Below are 17,753 nucleotides of genomic sequence, written 5' to 3'. Positions count from 1 at the left end.
GTTACCCTTTTGGGACGAAGTTGTCGGCAAAGAACCGATACCAGTTCCCGCCCATGATTCCGGCCACTTCGTCTTCGCTCAAACCGGTCGCGCGTAACCCTTGTTCAATAGTTCCGAAATCTCGATTGTCCCGGAACCAGGTTGGCATTGGAGGGAAACCGGGGTTGCTGGCCGAACCCTCGCCATAGTCGATATCCTTGGTCCAGCGACCAACACGCATCCACTCGACCACGCTGTCAGGCTGATCCTGACAAAGATCGGTTCCGATCCCAAGGTGTTCCACCCCGTACTTGTCCGCGGCACTGGCGATCATCTCGCAAAAACTCTCTAACGTGCAGCCGGATTTGTTCCTTAGGTGATGCGGGTAAACAGAAAATCCAAACATCCCACCGTTTTCGGTTACAGCGCGGATCACCGTGTCGCGCTTGTTGCGCAGGGCCGGGGACCATTCGTGCGGATTGGCATGTGTGATTGCGATGGGCCGGTCTGAGAGTTCAGCCGCCTCGATTGTGGACCGGTCCGCCGAATGGCTCATGTCCACCACAAGGCCCACGCGGTTCATCTCTTTGATCACCTGCTTGCCCATTCGGGTGATGCCGGTGTCTTCGGCCTCATAACAACCCGTCGCCAGCAGGGATTGGTTGTTATAGGTCAGTTGCATGAACCGAGCGCCCAGATCGTGCAGGATTTCGACCAGCCCGATATCGTCTTCGATGGGCGACGGGTTCTGAAATCCGAAAAACACGGCGGTCCGGCCCGTTTCGCGCGCGATGTCGATGTCGCTGGCCCAGCGGCCTTTCATGATCAGGTCCGGATATTGCTCGAACCAACGATTCCATTTCTCGAAATTCAGAATCGTTTCGCGGAAATTCTCGTGATACGAGATGGTGACGTGGATCGCGTCCACGCCCCCTTCACGCAGTTGGCGGAAAATCTTCTCCGACCAGTTGGCATATTGCAGCCCGTCGATCAGCATCAGACCGGGCCTGCGCTGATATAGGCGGTCTTGACGGTGGTGTAGAACTCCGCCGCCGCCTTGCCCTGTTCCCGCGGCCCGTACGAACTGTCGCCGCGTCCGCCGAAGGGCACGTGATAGTCGGTGCCTGCGGTGGGCAGGTTCACTGTTACCACACCGGTACGCGCGTTGCGGCGGAAATGGGTGGCGCGGGCCAGCGATTTGGTCACGATGCCCGAAGTCAGGCCGAAATTGGTGTCATTGACCACGCTCAGCGCCTCGTCATAGCTGCCAACCTTGATGACGCTGGTCAGCGGCGCGAACATTTCCTCGCGGTTTATGCGCATGTCGTTGGTGGTGTTCAGGAACACGCCCGGCGACATGTAGAAGCCGTCATGCGGCATTTCCAGACGCTGCCCACCACAGGCCAGCTCGGCCCCTTCGGACTTGCCCAGATCGACATAGGTCAGGTTTTCGTTCAACTGCTGCTGGCTGACAACGGGACCCATCTGAGTGCCCTCTTCCAGCGCGTGGCCAACCTTCATCGCCTGTGCGCCTGCGACGAGCTTTTCGACAAAGGCATCATGGATACCCGCGTGAACCACCAGCCGCGACGAGGCGGTGCATTTCTGACCGGTGCCGCCAAACGCGCCACCCAGCGCCAGTGTCACGGCCAGATCCAGATCGGCGTCGTCCATCACGGCCAGCGCGTTTTTGGACCCCATTTCCATCTGCACTTTGGTCAGGTTCTGGATTGCTGCGGCGGCGATGCCTTTGCCCACGGGCACCGACCCGGTGAAGGAAATCGCATTGACCTTGTGGCTTTCCACCAGACGTTGCCCGACCGAACGGCCCGAGCCCATCACAAGGCTGAACAGACCTTTCGGGATATCCTGCCGTTCGATGATTTCAGCCAGGGCCACAGCCGAGGCGGGGGTAATGTTGGCGGGCTTCCACACAACCGCGTTGCCATAGCACAGCGCCGGGGCAATCTTCCACGAGGCCGTTGCAGTTGGGAAGTTCCACGGGCTGATGACCGCGACAACGCCAATAGCTTCGCGGCGCACGTCCACCTCGATATCGGGGCGCACGGAATCGGCGTTCTCACCGATCTGGCGCAGACATTCCGCGGCGTAATAAATGAAGAACTGACCGGCGCGGTAAACCTCGCCCTTGCCTTCAGCCAGCGGCTTGCCTTCTTCGCGGCTCAGCAATGTACCCAGCTCTTCGGCTCGGGCCATCAACTCGTTGCCGATGGCGTTCAGGACGGCCTGTTTGCGCTCCAGACCGCAGGCAGCCCATTCGGCCTGCGCGACGCGCGCTTGATCCAGCGTCGCCTCAAGCTGATCGGCGCTGGCCTGTGTGAACATGCCAACCAGGTCGCCTAAATCCGAAGGATTGCGGTTTTCAATTTCGCTTTCGCCCGCCAGCCATTCGCCGGCAATCAGGTTCAGTTTGGTCACGTCATGCCTCAAATTCTCAAAAAGTCAGATTTGGAACAGTGTGGACTTACGACCGGATATCAGTCAAACTCAATTAACTTTAACAAACTTCAGAAAAATTGAATGATGTCACTCAAAATCGAAATGCTGCGCTGTTTCTGCACGGTCGCGCAAACCGGAAATTTGGTCGAGGCGGCGGATCGTTTGGGTAGAACCCAATCCGCTGTCTCGATGACACTGAAACAGTTGGAGGATCACCTCGGCAAGCGCCTGTTCGAAGGTGAAAGAAAGAACCAATTGTCGCCATTGGGAGAGCAGGTTTTTGATTTGGCTTTGAAACAAGTGCGTCAATTCGATCAGGCGGTGCAGAATATCGAGGCCGCTGCGGGCGCCGTTCACGGATTGATCCGCATAGTTTCGGTGCCCTCAGTGGCCGCGCTGCTGTTCCCTTCGGTTCTTGATCATATGACCCATCTGTTCCCCGGCCTCAAAATCGAGCTGCGGGACACCGATACTCAACAAGTTCTGGATGCGTTGACTGAGGGCAAGGCAGATATTGGCATCGCCTCAGGCAATCACCCACTCAACGGGGTTCGGGCCACACCGCTATTCCAGGACCGCTTCGGGCTTGTCTGCGCGTCGAACCACCCACTGATTACTCGGGCCGAAGTGCCCACAATCTACGATGTCATCGCCGCCGGATTCATTCGAAACGCTTTGTGCGAACTTATCCAAACACCACGATTTTTAGATGTCGTTGAAACGGCGGACGTCACCATTCAGAACACCCATTCACTGATCACCATGGTTCGAACAGGGAAATGGGTAACCGTGCTTCCGGAAACAGTCGCGCGATTTGTTCCAGAAACCATCGCTTTTCGGCCCATTTCGGACCTGGCCGAAAAACGCCATGTCTACCTTTATCAGAGAGAGAGAACGCGTTTTAAGGAACTGACCGATGAATGCTGCACCTTTGTTCTGTCGCAGCAATTGGTCTAGTGCCCATCCATCACTTGCCAACTCAGCCCAACAGCCATGCGTTAACTTCATACCGGATTTCCCGGAATATCCATTATCACCACGCAGCAAAAGATCTATGCACACGAGCATGCGGCCAACAGGCCGAACGACAGAAACAGGCACACCCATGAGTGAATTTGACTACAAAAGCCCGTCCGAAGCCGAAATTCGCGAAATTCTTGCTGATGCTCAATGCAAGCGCGCTGAGTACTTTCGCGACAGCATCAAAAGCGCGATCGCGTCTGCAAGATCGCTTTTTCAAATGGAAGATGACGGCCCAATCTATACCGGGGCCAGATAAAACGTTTTCGAACTTTCAAGCAAATTCCGCACAACGAAGCTTGCAGAAATTGACGCGCGTAAGCCGCTTCTGGCGTTTGCGCGCTCGTTTTCGATTCCAAAAACTCATGCGGGTCTGAGCGTTGCTTCGACGCATCGGTTTACCGTCTGAATGCCGATAAGCATATCTTCATGCCATTCACGGCCGTTCAAACCTGATCAGTTAGACAATTAAGAATGATGAGTGATCAAGTTCACAGACAAACACGCAATATGGACGCAGGTTTGCATTCAGGTTCTCCCTGACGGACTTCCGGCGCCTAGGGCGCCGGTTCTTTTTAGATCTAAGTAAGCGCTTGATGCCAAACAGTAACTTGTTGGACAAATTGAAAGTCGTTTCGACAACGACTCGGGGTGCTGACGGAGCAACGAGCCCCGAGTTGGCACAAATCATGCGAACCCTGTCAGGAGCCAAGCAAGATATTGCTGAAAACCTGGATAGTGTGCTTTTGTCTGGCGCGTCGAACATCGCAGCACTCAGGCAACTTATTGGACTGTGTGGCAAGATGGAAGATCTCGCTATAGCAGCCAGAAAATTTGCGGAAACGAATGGCAAACAAGACCCTCTTGTCTTTAAAGCAATGGAGCTTGAAGATTACTTCATCCACGTTGAAGCTCGGTTCATACTCTTCCTGGAAACTGGGCGATAAGGCAGCGACATCCTGAAGGTGTTGGAATGCCGACAACGCGAAGAGCCAGCATCAGCCGCTAGGTGCGCCAGTCTGCCTGAAACCAGCTCAGCTTTTCCTAGACAAAATGTCTTCGTTGTATATCGTTCAGCAATTCACTGATTTTCTGATCCTTTTTGGTAAAAGATGGTGGCGATGCGACTGATCCGACGAACATTCACAGGTCTCCTCTACTCTGCCGCTGCAGCCACGATCGCTTTGGCACAAACGCAGACGCAGACTGAAGTTACGCCGAAAGTGACGGTAACCCAGGCCGTATTGGAAGCGGTCGCCAGCACAAAGTCGTTTACCGGTCGTGTGCAGGCCATTAACCATGTCAACCTCATCTCACGGGTACCTGGATTCATTCAATCGATAGACTTTAAGGATGGCAGCAGGGTCGCCAAAGGAGAGGTTCTGGTTCAAATTGAACCGGACGAATACCAGGCCCAGATCACGCAAATTCAAGGTCAGATAAAATCAGCCGAGGCGGAGAAAACGCTGGCTGATATTGAACTGGACCGGCAGCAAAAACTGCTCGACAAAGGAGACGTGGCCGAAAACATCGTACAAAAGGCCCAAGCGGACCAAGGCAAGGTGGATGGACAGCTACTACAACTAAAGGGCAGCTTGCAGGCGGCACAACTCAACTTTTCTTACACCAAGATCACAGCTCCATTTGACGGCCGCGTCGGCCTGACGGACATTTCGGTTGGCGCCTATGTTGCACCCGAAAGTGGAACGTTGGTGTCGCTGTCCAGTATTGATCCTATTTATGTCGAGTTTCCTGTCTCTGAAGCCGCGCTGATCGATTTCAGAAAACAACGCGCCCAAGAAAACAATACGCGACCTTTGACGGTGAAAGTCACGTTGGCAAGTGGGGACGTTTTCAAGGAAACCGGTAAAATCAAAGTCGTCGACACACAGGTCCAAACCGGCACAGATACCGTTATGATCCGGGCGGAGTTTCCGAATCCCGACGGGCAGTTGATCGACAACCAATTGGTGCTTGTGACTGTTGTGGATCATTCCCAAGAAAAATCACTCGTAATTCCCGCTACGGCGCTGCAAAAGGACCAATCCGGGTATTTTGTTCTGACGGTCGGAAGCGACAACAAAGTAGTTCGGCAAAACGTAGAACTCGACCGCGTCACCGGTACCAGCGCGGTGATTTCCAAGGGCTTGAAAGCAGGCGATCAGGTAATCACTGTGGGGCTTCAACGTGCCCGTCCGGGTCTCGAGGTTGAAGTCGTTCAATCCGAAGATGTGGGCAACGGCAAGGATTGAGACGATGATCTCGCAGCTTTTTATTCACAGGCCGCGCTTCGCCCTCGTCATTTCCGTTATCATTACGCTGGCCGGTCTGATTTCCCTCACGCAGTTGCCGGTTGAACAGTTGCCCGACATCGTGCCGCCACAAGTGCAGGTGTCGACGGTCTATCCCGGCGCAGGGGCCGACGTGGTTGAAGCCACGGTCGCGCAAATCATCGAAGAGCAGGTCGTGGGCGTTAGCGACATGCTTTACATGAAGTCCACCAGTGGCTCGGATGGAAGCTATAGCCTACAGGTGACGTTTGAGCCGGGCACCGACCCCGACATCAATGCGGTCAACGTGCAGAACCGCGTGAGCCTGGCCTTGTCGTCCTTGCCCGAAGAGGTTACACGGGCCGGGGTCAGCACCAAGAAAAAATCGACCGCGCTTCTGGAAGTGATCGCGATTACGTCGGACAACCCAGAGCACGATGCTCTATTTTTGTCGAACTTCGCTACAATCAACGTTCTGGACAGCATCAAGCGTTCAACCGGGGTCGGCGACGCGGTGATCTTTGGTGCGCAGAACTATTCTATGCGCATTTGGCTGGACGTCGACAAGATGACGAGTCTGCAATTGACTGTCGATGATGTGATCAATGCGGTACAGGCGCAGAATACGCAGGCCGCCGTAGGGCGTGTAGGCGCACAACCGATGACCGATGATCCGGTATTTCAGCTCAATATCCAAACGCAGGGCCGTTTAACGTCTGCCGAAGAGTTTGAAGAAATAGTCGTACGCTCCCAAACGGATGGATCGTTTATCCTGATTGGTGACATCGCGCGCGTGCAACTAGGCGCGCAATCGCAGGATTCGGTAGCCCATTTCGATGGGGGTCCGACAGCGATGATCGGCGTCTATCTCGCGCCGGGAGCAAACGCGTTGAACACCTCTGAAGCGGTCGAGGCGGCGCTGAAAAGCTTGTCAAATGCCTTTCCCGAAGGTGTGAAGTGGAGCGCACCGTATAGTTCGGTGAGTTTCGTCAAAGCCAGCATCGAAGAAGTGATCAAAACACTTCTCGAAGCCTTTGTGCTTGTGGTCATCGTCGTGTTCCTGTTCCTTGGCAGTTTCCGAATGGCACTGATCCCATTGATCGCGGTACCAGTATCCCTGATTGGTGCGCTTAGCTTCATGCTGGCGCTGGGGTTCAGCCTGAACACCGTGTCTTTGCTGGCACTGGTATTGGCGATCGGAATCGTTGTAGACGACGCGATTGTCGTGATCGAAAACGTTGAAAAGGTGATGGCCGAACGCCCCGATCTTTCGGTGTCCGAAGCAACCGGTGAAGCGATGAACCAGATCACCGCGCCGATCCTCGCCATTACGTTTGTATTACTTTCGGTATTTGTTCCCGTTGCCTTCGTTCCGGGCATCACGGGGTCGATGTTTCAGCAATTCGCTGTCGCGGTCTCGTTCTCAATGCTGATCTCGGCTCTAAACGCCCTGACACTTAGCCCGGCCTTGTGCACGTTGCTGCTGAAACGCCATTCCGGGTCCGGCCGCGGTCCGTTGGCGTGGCTGTCCCGTCGCATCGACAACGCGAGGGATGGGTATGCTTTCGTCGTGACGCGCCTGGCCCGACGCGCAGGACTTGCGATCCTGTTTCTCGGTTTGGCGATCTTTGGTACCGGGGCTTTGTTCAAAATCACTCCGTCCGGTTTTCTGCCAGTTGAAGACCAAGGCGCGTATTTCACCGAAGTTGTTCTGCCTGAAGGTGCCTCAGTCAATCGCACGAACGAGGTGATGAACCAGGTTTATAGCATCCTCAAAAGCGCACCCGGCGTACAGGACGTGATGACCGTAACAGGATACAGTTTTGTCGACGGGCTGAACAAATCCAATGGCGGCTTTGCGATTGCCATCATGAAACCATTCGAAGAACGAACCGACCCTTCGCTATCTGTTCGTTCATCATTGAGATATGTACGTGCCCGGTTCGCAGGGCTGGAGGATGGGATTGCTGTACCGTTCAACCTGCCCCCGATCATCGGTCTTGGAACAGGCGCAGGGTTCGAGTTCCAGTTGCTTGATCTACAAGGCAGCGATGTTCTGGACCTTGGCGCGACAACCAAAGGACTAATCACCGCCGCCAACGAAAACCCGCGCCTGACCGGTGTCTATACAACATTCTCGGCTCAAACTCCGCAGCTGCATCTCGACCTTGACCGGAAAAAACTTCAGACTCTCGGAGTGGACGTGGATGCCGTATTTCGTGCAATGCAGGTCACTCTGGGTGGCTATCATGTGAATGACATGAACCTGTTTGGGCGCACTTGGCAGGTCAATCTGCAAGCAGAACAGCAATTCCGTGATCATGTAGATGACATTGCTCGCATCCACGTTCGTAACAAGGACGGCGATATGGTGCCGATCCGAGCTGTGGCGACATCTGACTTGGTCCTGGGGCCACAATTTTTGGTACGCTATAACAACTTCCGCTCGGTTACGATAGCCGGGGGGCCGACACCCGGGCATTCGATGGGCGAGGCGATTGCCGCCATGGATCAGCTGGCAAATCAGACGCTTCCGCAGGGTTATAGTTATCAATGGACCGGCACCGCACAACAACAGATCGAGGCGGCGGGCAAAACCCAGATTGTTTTGGGCCTGGCCGTATTGTTTGCCTATCTGTTCCTCGTCGCGCTCTATGAAAGCTGGACAATCCCACTAGCAGTGCTGTTGTCGGTGACCTTCGCCATGTGTGGGGCGATGGGAGCGCTGTTGCTGCTTGAGCTGGAAAACAACCTATATGCACAGATCGGTCTGGTCGTTCTGATCGCTTTGGCGGCAAAGAACGCGATCTTGATCGTCGAGTTTGCTATGGAGCGTTATGAGCACGGCATGAGTATCGTCGAGGCTGCCATTGACGGCGCAAGGGCGCGTTTCCGAGCAGTCATGATGACCAGCTTCGCCTTTATTGCGGGCCTCTATCCGTTGGTCGTCGCCGAAGGCGCCTCCGAATTAGCCCGACGGGGCGTCGGGACGCCGGTTTTCGGCGGTATGATCGCTGCATCGCTCGTCGGAATTTTCATTATCCCCTCTCTCTACGTAATCGCGCAATGGTTCCGGGAAAAAGTGCATGGCAAGCCGGACCGGCCGACAGCAGGACAGGAGGCGGAAAGCTGACCGCCTCCAATTTTGGAGGAAAACAAGATGCAATGGCTTCTGGATACGCTTCGGGATCATCCTGAGTTGTCGGTTTTTCTGTCAATCGGGATCGGGTTCCTGATTGGTCCAAAAAGCATCAAGGGCTTCAGCCTCGGCACCGTAACGGCCACACTCTTAGCAGCCGTTGTGATTGGTCAGGCACGCATCGACTTGGCCCCTGAGTTGAAATCGACCTTCTTCATTCTATTCATTTTTGCGGTTGGATATGGTGTCGGACCGCAATTCATGCGCGGTTTCAAATCCGATGGATTCAGACAGATCCTTTTTGCCCTAAGCGTGTTGATCGTATGCCTGCTGGTTCCACTTCTGGCAGCACTAATCGCAGGACTGGATATCGGTTATGCCGCCGGGTTCTACGCAGGTAGCCAGACAATCTCGGCCGCTATTGGTGTTGCGTCCGAACAACTCACTCAAATGGGATTACCGAGCGAGGATGTGTCCAAATACAACAACCAGATTCCTATCGCTTACGCTGTGACCTATATCTATGGAACCATTGGTTCCGCGTTGATCCTTGCCAAGTTGGGGCCTCGCCTGCTCAAGATCGACCTTGTCGCCGCCTGCAAGGAATACGAGCAGCAGATGGGGGGCGGTGCGCAGGAAGATAGCGAAGACATGGGTGACCATTTCGCCTATCACGCGATTGAGGCCCGTGCGTTCGTGATGCCCGAAGGCAGCCCGCTTGTAGGCAGGCCCTTGGACGACTTGCTGCCCGATACCCGCATATTTGTGGAACGCTTGCGCAGGGATGGAAAAGTTATCGAGGCAGATTCCGCTTCCGAACTCAAGGCCGGGGACATTGTGGTTTTTTCGGGTCACCGCGCTGAATTGGTCAAACACCTGGAAAACACGATGCAGGAAGCAGATGTACCTGAGTTGCTGCGCTTCGAGATCGAAAAGCTGGATGTTCTGGTAACAAACCGACGCGCTAGCGGTAAGAAGCTTGAAGAACTCAGAAAATCCTCGTTGGCTCGGGGTGTCTACCTAACCAAGATTACGCGGAACATGGTCGAATTGCCAATTCTGCCCAAGACAGAGTTACATCGAGGGGACATCCTGACAATAACCGGCAGTAAGCGGCACGTGGAGGCTGCGGTTAAGGCGCTTGGATACGCGGACAGACCTGTGGAAACAACGGATCTCGCCTTTGTAGGATGGGGGATTTTCCTTGGCGGTCTGGTCGGGACCCTAACCTACGTCTTTGACGGTTTGCCCATCAGCCTGTCGACAACTGGCGGAGCGTTGTTGGCGGGATTGCTGCTTGGATGGCTGCGCACTATTCATCCGACATTCGGGCGCATTCCATCGCCTGCACTTTGGCTGATGAACACCATGGGGCTGAATGTTTTCATCGCCGTTGTGGGAATTTCGGCAGGACCCGGCTTTGCCGATGGCCTGCGTCAGGCAGGCATCGCACTTTTGCTTTGGGGCGTGGTTGCTACATCAGTACCGATGATTTTTTCCGTCTATATCGGTTACTATGTCTTCAGGTTTCATCCGGCGATCCTGTTCGGAGCCTGTGCTGGTGTTCGAACCACGACCGCTGCATTGGGCATGATTCAGGAAGCTGCCCAAAGCCGGATCCCTGCACTGGGTTATGGTATGCCCTACGCCATCGGCAACACGCTCTTGACCATTTTCGGTATGATCGTCGTCATCGCGATGGCGCGTTTCTAAAAGGTATTTAACAATGGACCAATTGAATCTGCACGATTTTGAAGCTCTCAGCCCGTTCGAAATCAAGGATGAGTTAATAAAACTGGCCAGCGAGGATTCGCGCCGTTCTAGCCATGCTTTCCTGAACGCGGGTCGAGGTAATCCTAACTGGATCGCCACGCACCCGCGCGAGGCTTTTTTTCTTTTGGGTCAATTCGCAATTACCGAAGCGAAGCGGGTGATCGATGATCCTGCAGGGATTGGCGGCATGCCTGCTCAGCAGGGATGCGCAGACCGCCTGCGCGAATGGCTGGTAGAGAATGCAAGCATGCCGGGCGCGAACACACTGGCAGAGGTGGTTGCGCATGCAATATCTGCCTTTGGATTCGATCCGGATTCATTTGTTCACGAATTGACGGATTCGATCATCGGTGACAACTATCCAGTTCCCGACCGGATATTGCATCATAACGCCGTCGTCGCACATGAATACCTGATGTGGTCTATGTGCGCCGGCCACCGCCCAGACGAAAAGTTCGACTTGTTTGCGGTCGAAGGCGGCACGGCTGCAATGTGCTATATTTTTAAGGCGCTCAAGAACAACCGGCTGTTGAACCCGGGCGACACGATTGCTCTGGGAACACCGATTTTCACACCCTATCTCGAAATGCCGGAGCTTGAAGACTATAACCTTGTGACTATTCACGTATCCGCCCGCGAAGAAGACGGCTTCCAGTATTCCGACGCCGAACTCGACAAGCTGAAAGACCCAAAAATCAAGGCCTTCTTTCTGGTCAACCCAGGCAACCCATCTTCGGTTGCAATGAATTCGAAAACTCTTGCCAAACTGGATGATCTGGTAACCAACACCCGACCGGACCTGATCGTCCTGACAGATGATGTTTACGGTACGTTTGTTCATGACTTTCAATCAGTTCTCGCGCACCTGCCCCGCAATACAATCGGCGTTTACTCCTATTCCAAATACTTCGGCTGTACCGGCTGGCGCTTGGGCCTGATTGCTGTCGCTCAGGACAACATCCTGGACGAAAAACTGGCTGCGCTGCCGGAAGAAACGAAACTAAAACTGGACAAACGTTATAGAACGCTCAGCCTCAATCCGAGAGAAATCCGCTTCATTGACCGTATTGTGGCGGACAGCCGAGATGTGGCGCTTAACCATACGGCCGGGTTGTCATTACCTCAGCAGGTGATGATGTGCCTGTTTTCTCTTTGCGAACTGGTCGATACCAAAAAGACTTATCAGGCCGCCTGCATGGAAATCGTCCATAGGCGCTTCAACTTACTGACTGAGTCGCTCGGTATAGATGTATCCTTCGGCAATAACTATGACGCCTACTACGGCATCATCGACTTCGAGTACTGGTTACGTCAGTACGTCGGCGAAGACGTAGTTCAGTGGATCAAGCAGAATGTTCACCCGCTGGATATCGCGTTCAAGCTGGCCGAAGATCACGCTATCGTATTACTGAATGGCGGTGGATTTGATGCACCAAACTGGTCAGCGCGCGTATCGTTTGCCAATCTTCCGGACGAGGCTTATGCGAAAATCGGTCGTGCTGTCAGAGCTGTCGCTCGCGGTTATGTTCAGGCATATCGAGCCGCGCAAAATCAACCGTTGCACGGTAACACCAATCAGTGATTTGAAGCGCGCCTGCCCCGAAATGATCGCCGGCGCACAGATTGAGGTGTTTCACCATATTCCCGGCGAAACCAGCGTGCCAGATTGGAACATGTCCCAAAGCCGGTGGCGACAACGATTTCTGTAAGCGGGAGGCTTGTGTGCTCCAACAATTGCCGGGCACGTTCGATTCGCAAGGCGCGATAGGCCGTAAGCGGCCCCGAACCTGTCAGATCCAGAAAACGCCGCTGCAGTTTTCGAGTGGAGACGCCCAATTGTTCCGCTAACTCGCCTATCTTCAGTGGCTCTTCCAAATGCTGACGCATAATGTCCAGACAACCTGCGATCAATCGATCCCCCTGCGCACGTTGCACCAACGACAACGAGACCTTGCTTTGTTGCTGGCGCGGGTCAGCGCTCAAGCCCAGATAGTCACTCAAGGCGCTGGCGGTGAATTGGCCGTGGTCCTCGCCGACAAACTCGAGTAGCAGCCGCAGGGCAGCAAAACTGCTAACGGCAGTACAGACAGACCCGGACGTTGCAGAATGTGCACCGGGAACACGCTCCACCAATTGCTCTTCAGCCGCAGCCGCGGCGAAATTGGGGTGAATGGCAACGGAATATCGTTCCTGCAATCCGGTGTCGCATAACAAAAAGATCGCACCGCCAATCAAAACTGACCTGTTTGCGAGTCGTAGAATCTGATGTATTCGATTTCGTTCGTCCGAAGTCAGATGCCAGCGATCATGAATATCCCCGAGAAAAATAACTGTGCGATTGGCCCAGTAACGGGCATCCTCCGCAGGTTGTGCCGAAAGCTTTCTCACGGAAATCTCGTATGGCGCGCCTTTTACCAGTTCGTTCGCAGCTCCAAAAAGGTCAACGACAATCTGAGCAGAAGCCTCTGTCGCGCTAGTTGGCACAATAACGTCAATTGCAGTCATTCGAGAACTCGACACCACGAGTCCGCGTACCGGAGCCGAAGTTTGTGGATTTGATGCACAATAGAACACATTGCCCTCCATTTAGCGGAAGTTGCGCGGCGGGTTTGCCGGTTCATTGCAGGTTATTGATGCGTCCCGCCTAGCAACTTAGACGGGACGCCTGCGCAGCAGATTAAGCTGCGTCTTCTTCATAATCCGACATCGGCGGGCAGGTGCACACCAGATGGCGGTCACCAAAGACATTGTCGACCCTGTTCACCGGCGACCAGTACTTGTCGACGACAAAACTGCCGGCTGGGAAGCATGCCTGTTCCCGCGTGTACGGACGATCCCATTCGCCTACCAGATCTCGCACCGTATGCGGCGCGTTTTTTAGTGGGTTGTTTTCGGGATCTATTTTTCCGTCAATAATGTCCTGCGCTTCTTGTCGAATTGACAGCATTGCATCACAGAAACGATCCAGTTCTGCCATCGGCTCGGATTCGGTCGGCTCCACCATCAGAGTTCCGGCAACCGGCCAGGACATTGTCGGCGCGTGGAAACCGCTGTCGATAAGTCTCTTGGCGATGTCGTCCACAGTCACGTTTCCATCTTCTGCAAGCGGTCGTGTGTCGAGGATGCATTCATGCGCCACACGCCCCGATTCTGAAGTGTAGAGAACCTTGTATGCGTCCTTGAGCCTGGCAGCGATGTAGTTAGCGTTCAGGATTGCCACCTTGGTCGCTTGCGTTAGACCCTCGCCGCCCATCAGCAACAGGTACGCCCAGCTGACCGGCAGGATCGACGGTGACCCGAACGGCGCGGCCGAGACAGGACCAATGGCCTGGTTCAACTCAGGATGTCCCGGCAGATAGGGTTCCAGATGCGACCGAACGCCAATCGGTCCCATGCCGGGGCCTCCTCCGCCGTGCGGGATGCAAAAAGTTTTGTGTAAGTTCAAGTGGCTTACATCCCCGCCGATCTTACCCGGCTGGGCCAGACCGACCATCGCGTTCATGTTCGCGCCGTCGATATAGACCTGACCCCCATGATCGTGAACGATCTGGCAAACCGCCTGCACTGTCTCTTCAAACACACCGTGCGTCGAAGGATAGGTGATCATGCAAGCAGCCAAATGATCGGAGTGTTTCTCGGCTTTTGCCTTGAAATCGGCAATGTCGATGTTGCCGTGATCATCTGACTTCACCGGTACCACTTGATAGCCGACCATATTGGCGGTCGCCGGGTTAGTGCCATGCGCCGAGGTAGGGATCAGGCAGATGTTGCGATGCCCTTGTCCCTTGGCCGCGTGGTAGTTCCGGATGGTCAGCAAACCGGCATACTCCCCCTGCGCGCCCGAGTTGGGCTGCATGGAGATGGCGTCGTAGCCGGTGATCTGACACAGTTTGTCGTTCAGATCCGCTATCATCTCGTGATAGCCCTGTGCCTGATCCTCTGGGCAGAACGGGTGCAGGTTTCCAAATTCCGGCCAGGTCACCGGGATCATCTCGATGGTCGCGTTCAGCTTCATCGTGCACGATCCAAGCGGGATCATTGCACGGTCCAATGCCAAGTCGCGGTCAGCGAGACGGCGCATATAACGCGTGATCTCCGCTTCGGCACGGTTTAGGTGGAAGATCGGGTGGGTCAGGTACTCGCTTTCCCGCAGCGCATAGTCGGGCAAGCGGTACATGCGGTTCTTTTGGCTATCGTCTTTCTTGTCGATGCCGAATGCACCCCAGACGGCTTCGATGGTTTCCGGGCGCGTTTGCTCGTCAAGCGATATGCCGACCTTGGTTTCGCCGACCTTGCGCAAGTTGATGCCACGGGCAACTGCAGACTCCATAACAACCTTCTGCAGGTGACCAACCTCGACAGTGATGGTGTCGAAGAATACCTCCGGTTCGACTTGAAAGCCATGCTCTTCCAACCCGGCGGCCAAACGCGACGTCTTGCGGTGCACCGATTGGGCAATCGCCTTGATGCCATCCGGGCCATGATAGACCGCATACATCGAAGCGATGACGGCAAGCAGGGCTTGAGCGGTGCATACGTTGGAGTTTGCTTTTTCGCGGCGAATATGCTGCTCGCGGGCCTGAAGTGCAAGACGGTAGGCCTTGTTGCCGCGAGCATCGACCGAAACGCCAATGATACGACCTGGCATCGAACGCTTGAGAGCGTCGGACGTCGCCATGTAAGCCGCGTGCGGCCCGCCATAACCCATCGGAACGCCAAAACGCTGGGTCGATCCCACTGCAATATCCGCCCCCATTTCGCCGGGCGACTTCAGAAGGGCCAAAGCCAAGATGTCTGCGGCAACAATGGCAATCGCCTTGTGCTCATGCAGGGCAGCGATTTCCTTCGTGAAATCACGCACGTGACCATAGGTACCGGGATACTGGAAGATCGCTCCAAATACGGCACCCGGATCCAGATCATCTGGATCAGCCACCTGGACGTCGATGCCCAACGGTTGCGCGCGAGTCTTGATTACCGCGATGGTCTGCGGGTGGCAATTCTTGTCAACAAAGAACGCCGCATTGTTGGCCTTGGATCGCCCACCTCGCTTGGCCATCGTCATAGCCTCGGCTGCGGCGGTCGCCTCGTCCAGCAGGGATGCATTCGCGATATCCAACCCAGTCAAGTCGCTGACCATGGTTTGGTAGTTCAGCAACGCCTCAAGACGACCTTGCGAGATTTCTGCCTGATAGGGCGAGTAGGACGTATACCACGCCGGGTTTTCCAGAATATTTCGCAGGATCGGCGCCGGTGTCGTGGTGCCATAGTAGCCTTGCCCGATCAAAGACGTCAGAACCTTATTCTTGGACGCTACTTCGCGCATGTGAAACAGTGCATCGCGCTCGGTCATTGCCGGACCCCAATCCAGCGGCTCTTTCATGCGAATTGCCGGGGGCACCGTGGCGTCGATCAGTTGATCCAGCGTCTTGAAGCCAATCACCTTGAGCATGTCGGCCATCTCACGTGGGGATGGTCCGATATGACGGCGATTGGCAAAGTCATATGCTTCGTAATCGGTCAGTTTGAAGGCCATTTCAGCACTCCTGTTGCGAAACTTGAACCCGGCAGATCCAGCCGCCGGGAAATCTTGGAAATGTCGCGGCGATCAACCGATCAACGCTTTATATGCGTCAATATCCATCAGGTCTTCGAGCTGTGAAGCATCTGTTACCTTGATCTTGTAGATCCACGCGTCGGCTTCGGGGCTTTCGTTGAGCGCGCCGGGATTGTCGGCAAATACTTCATTTACCTCTACGATTTCACCATCTACCGGAGCGTAGAGCTCCGATGCGGCTTTGACGGACTCGATTACGCCGATTTCGCCGCCCTTCTCGAACTCTTCTCCAACGTCACGCTGTTCAACGAAAACTACTTCTCCCAATTGATCCGCGGCGTGTTGTGTAATGCCCAGAGTGGCGACGTCGCCCTCGACCGTGATCCATTCATGCTCTTCCGAGTAATAGGTTGCCATTGCTTTCTCTCCTGGCTTAACGCTTGTAGTTCTGTGTGACGAAAGGCAATGCCACGATTTCCGCAGTTTGCGCTTTGCCACGAATGATGAGGTTCACTTTCTCACCTGGTTCACCATGACCCGCCGAGACATAACCCATTGCGACCGGGCCGCCCACAGTTGGGCCAAATCCGCCCGAGGTGATCTGTCCGATGGGGTTGCCCTCGGCACATTGGATTTCCACGCCCTGGCGTGCTGGCGCTCGCCCTTCCGGTTTGATCCCGACCAGCTTGCGCGTGGCGCCTTCGGCCAGTTCCTTTTGAATGCGCGCAGCTCCCGGAAAGCCACCCTCTTCCTTGCGACGTTTCTGGATTGCCCAGCTCAGCGACGCTTCAATCGGCGAGGTCGATTGGTCGATATCGTTGCCGTAAAGACAAAGCCCGGCTTCTAGTCGAAGGCTATCTCGTGCTCCAAGGCCAGCCGGTTCGCAATCTTCATGTGCAAGAAAAGCTTTGGTGATTTCGATGGCCTTGTCTTCGGGGATCGAGATTTCATAGCCATCTTCACCGGTGTACCCCAAACGAGAAATGCGGCATTCGACGCCGTTGATCTCTCCGAGCGTTGTCTCCATGAACTTCAGGTCACGGGCAGCGGAGCAGAGTGCACCCACCACATCTTCGGCCTTCGGACCTTGCACTGCGACTAGCGCACGGTCGAATAGTTCGGTTACTTCTACACCTTCCAGATTTGCCGCCATATGCGGGATATCTTGGTGGCGCAACGCGGCGTTCACAACGACAAAGTAGTGATCACCTGCGTTCGACACGATCAAGTCGTCCATGATGCCGCCATCCTGGGTGGTAAAAAAACCGTAACGTGCCTTGCCTTCTTTCAGTGTCGCAAAAGCCTGAGGGCACAATGTTTCGAGCTTTTCGCCCACATTTTCGCCCCTAAGGATCACTTGACCCATGTGAGAAACGTCAAAAACTGCTGCCTTTTCTCGGCATTGCTTGTGCTCACCCATAATTCCCATGGGATATTGGACCGGCATTTCCCAGCCGGCAAAGTCGACCATCTTGCCGCCTAGTTCCACGTGCAGATCGTAAAGCGGGGTGCGTTTGGGCGCGTCGGTCATAACAAAAGCCTTTCAATATCTGAT

12 protein-coding genes are annotated in these 17,753 nt (G+C 54.8%); 6 read left to right on the top strand and 6 right to left on the bottom strand.

The features are described from left to right. Position 1: 1 nt before the first annotated feature. Together ACR0LZ_RS19085 and ACR0LZ_RS19080 are read right to left on the bottom strand one after the other, a co-directional pair. A complete protein-coding gene (locus ACR0LZ_RS19085; protein WP_480751653.1) occupies positions 2-976 on the bottom strand; it encodes a membrane dipeptidase in 975 nt (324 codons plus the stop codon). Beyond that, a complete protein-coding gene (locus ACR0LZ_RS19080; RefSeq protein WP_480751652.1) occupies positions 976-2,418 on the bottom strand; it encodes an aldehyde dehydrogenase family protein in 1,443 nt (480 codons plus the stop codon). The genes ACR0LZ_RS19085 and ACR0LZ_RS19080 overlap by 1 nt, the downstream gene beginning before the upstream one ends. A 102-nt stretch (positions 2,419-2,520) precedes the next feature. On the opposite strand from ACR0LZ_RS19080, the gene ACR0LZ_RS19075 reads away from it, so the two are divergent. The 6 genes from ACR0LZ_RS19075 to ACR0LZ_RS19050 all read left to right on the top strand — a co-directional run bounded on the left by ACR0LZ_RS19075 (position 2,521) and on the right by ACR0LZ_RS19050 (position 12,223). Next, entirely contained in the window at positions 2,521-3,396 is an 876-nt protein-coding gene (locus tag ACR0LZ_RS19075; RefSeq protein WP_480751650.1) for a LysR family transcriptional regulator, read from the top strand. 740 nt (positions 3,397-4,136) lie between these two features. After that, the gene (locus ACR0LZ_RS19070; protein ID WP_480751649.1) at positions 4,137-4,406 is read left to right on the top strand and encodes a hypothetical protein; all 270 of its coding nucleotides are present in this window, start codon (positions 4,137-4,139) and stop codon (positions 4,404-4,406) included. Positions 4,407-4,580: 174 nt separating this feature from the next. Beyond that, a complete protein-coding gene (locus ACR0LZ_RS19065) occupies positions 4,581-5,711 on the top strand; it encodes an efflux RND transporter periplasmic adaptor subunit (RefSeq protein ID WP_480751647.1) in 1,131 nt (376 codons plus the stop codon). Positions 5,712-5,715: 4 nt separating this feature from the next. Beyond that, a complete protein-coding gene (locus ACR0LZ_RS19060; RefSeq protein ID WP_480751646.1) occupies positions 5,716-8,862 on the top strand; it encodes an efflux RND transporter permease subunit in 3,147 nt (1,048 codons plus the stop codon). Between the two features lie 27 nt (positions 8,863-8,889). Next, positions 8,890-10,581: an aspartate-alanine antiporter gene (aspT, locus tag ACR0LZ_RS19055; protein ID WP_480751644.1), complete on the top strand. Its 1,692-nt coding sequence runs from the start codon at positions 8,890-8,892 to the stop codon at positions 10,579-10,581. A 13-nt stretch (positions 10,582-10,594) separates the two neighbouring features. Further along, positions 10,595-12,223, top strand: a complete 1,629-nt coding sequence (locus tag ACR0LZ_RS19050; RefSeq protein WP_480751642.1) for a bifunctional aspartate transaminase/aspartate 4-decarboxylase — start codon at positions 10,595-10,597, stop codon at positions 12,221-12,223. Here the strand turns inward: ACR0LZ_RS19050 and ACR0LZ_RS19045 are convergent. The 4 genes from ACR0LZ_RS19045 to gcvT form a co-directional block, all read right to left on the bottom strand. Then, complete coding sequence (locus tag ACR0LZ_RS19045) at positions 12,217-13,146, bottom strand: GlxA family transcriptional regulator (RefSeq protein ID WP_480751641.1); 930 nt, start codon at positions 13,144-13,146, stop codon at positions 12,217-12,219. The genes ACR0LZ_RS19050 and ACR0LZ_RS19045 overlap by 7 nt on opposite strands. Positions 13,147-13,318: 172 nt before the next feature. Next, positions 13,319-16,177, bottom strand: coding sequence for an aminomethyl-transferring glycine dehydrogenase (gene gcvP / locus ACR0LZ_RS19040; RefSeq protein ID WP_480751640.1), 2,859 nt, complete (start codon positions 16,175-16,177; stop codon positions 13,319-13,321). A gap of 72 nt (positions 16,178-16,249) precedes the next feature. Continuing rightward, on the bottom strand, positions 16,250-16,615 hold the full coding sequence (gene gcvH / locus ACR0LZ_RS19035) for a glycine cleavage system protein GcvH (protein WP_480751638.1): 366 nt from the start codon (positions 16,613-16,615) through the stop codon (positions 16,250-16,252). A 16-nt stretch (positions 16,616-16,631) separates the two neighbouring features. Continuing rightward, positions 16,632-17,729, bottom strand: a complete 1,098-nt coding sequence (gene gcvT / locus ACR0LZ_RS19030; RefSeq protein WP_480751637.1) for a glycine cleavage system aminomethyltransferase GcvT — start codon at positions 17,727-17,729, stop codon at positions 16,632-16,634. Positions 17,730-17,753: the final 24 nt, after the last annotated feature.

This window comes from Ruegeria sp. CI1 (assembly GCF_056536925.1).
This window is presented reverse-complemented; position numbering and strand designations above follow the sequence as displayed.

Excerpts from the sequence above, each read along its gene's own strand:
- ACR0LZ_RS19050 (WP_480751642.1), top strand. The coding sequence starts at position 10,595 with ATGGACCAATTGAATCTGCACGATTTTGAAGCTCTCAGCCCGTTCGAA.
- ACR0LZ_RS19045 (WP_480751641.1), bottom strand. The coding sequence starts at position 13,146 with ATGACTGCAATTGACGTTATTGTGCCAACTAGCGCGACAGAGGCTTCT.
- ACR0LZ_RS19075 (WP_480751650.1), top strand. The coding sequence starts at position 2,521 with ATGATGTCACTCAAAATCGAAATGCTGCGCTGTTTCTGCACGGTCGCG.
- ACR0LZ_RS19065 (WP_480751647.1), top strand. The coding sequence starts at position 4,581 with ATGCGACTGATCCGACGAACATTCACAGGTCTCCTCTACTCTGCCGCT.
- aspT (WP_480751644.1), top strand. The coding sequence starts at position 8,890 with ATGCAATGGCTTCTGGATACGCTTCGGGATCATCCTGAGTTGTCGGTT.
- gcvT (WP_480751637.1), bottom strand. The coding sequence starts at position 17,729 with ATGACCGACGCGCCCAAACGCACCCCGCTTTACGATCTGCACGTGGAA.
- gcvH (WP_480751638.1), bottom strand. The coding sequence starts at position 16,615 with ATGGCAACCTATTACTCGGAAGAGCATGAATGGATCACGGTCGAGGGC.
- ACR0LZ_RS19085 (WP_480751653.1), bottom strand. The coding sequence starts at position 976 with ATGCTGATCGACGGGCTGCAATATGCCAACTGGTCGGAGAAGATTTTC.
- gcvP (WP_480751640.1), bottom strand. The coding sequence starts at position 16,177 with ATGGCCTTCAAACTGACCGATTACGAAGCATATGACTTTGCCAATCGC.
- ACR0LZ_RS19060 (WP_480751646.1), top strand. The coding sequence starts at position 5,716 with ATGATCTCGCAGCTTTTTATTCACAGGCCGCGCTTCGCCCTCGTCATT.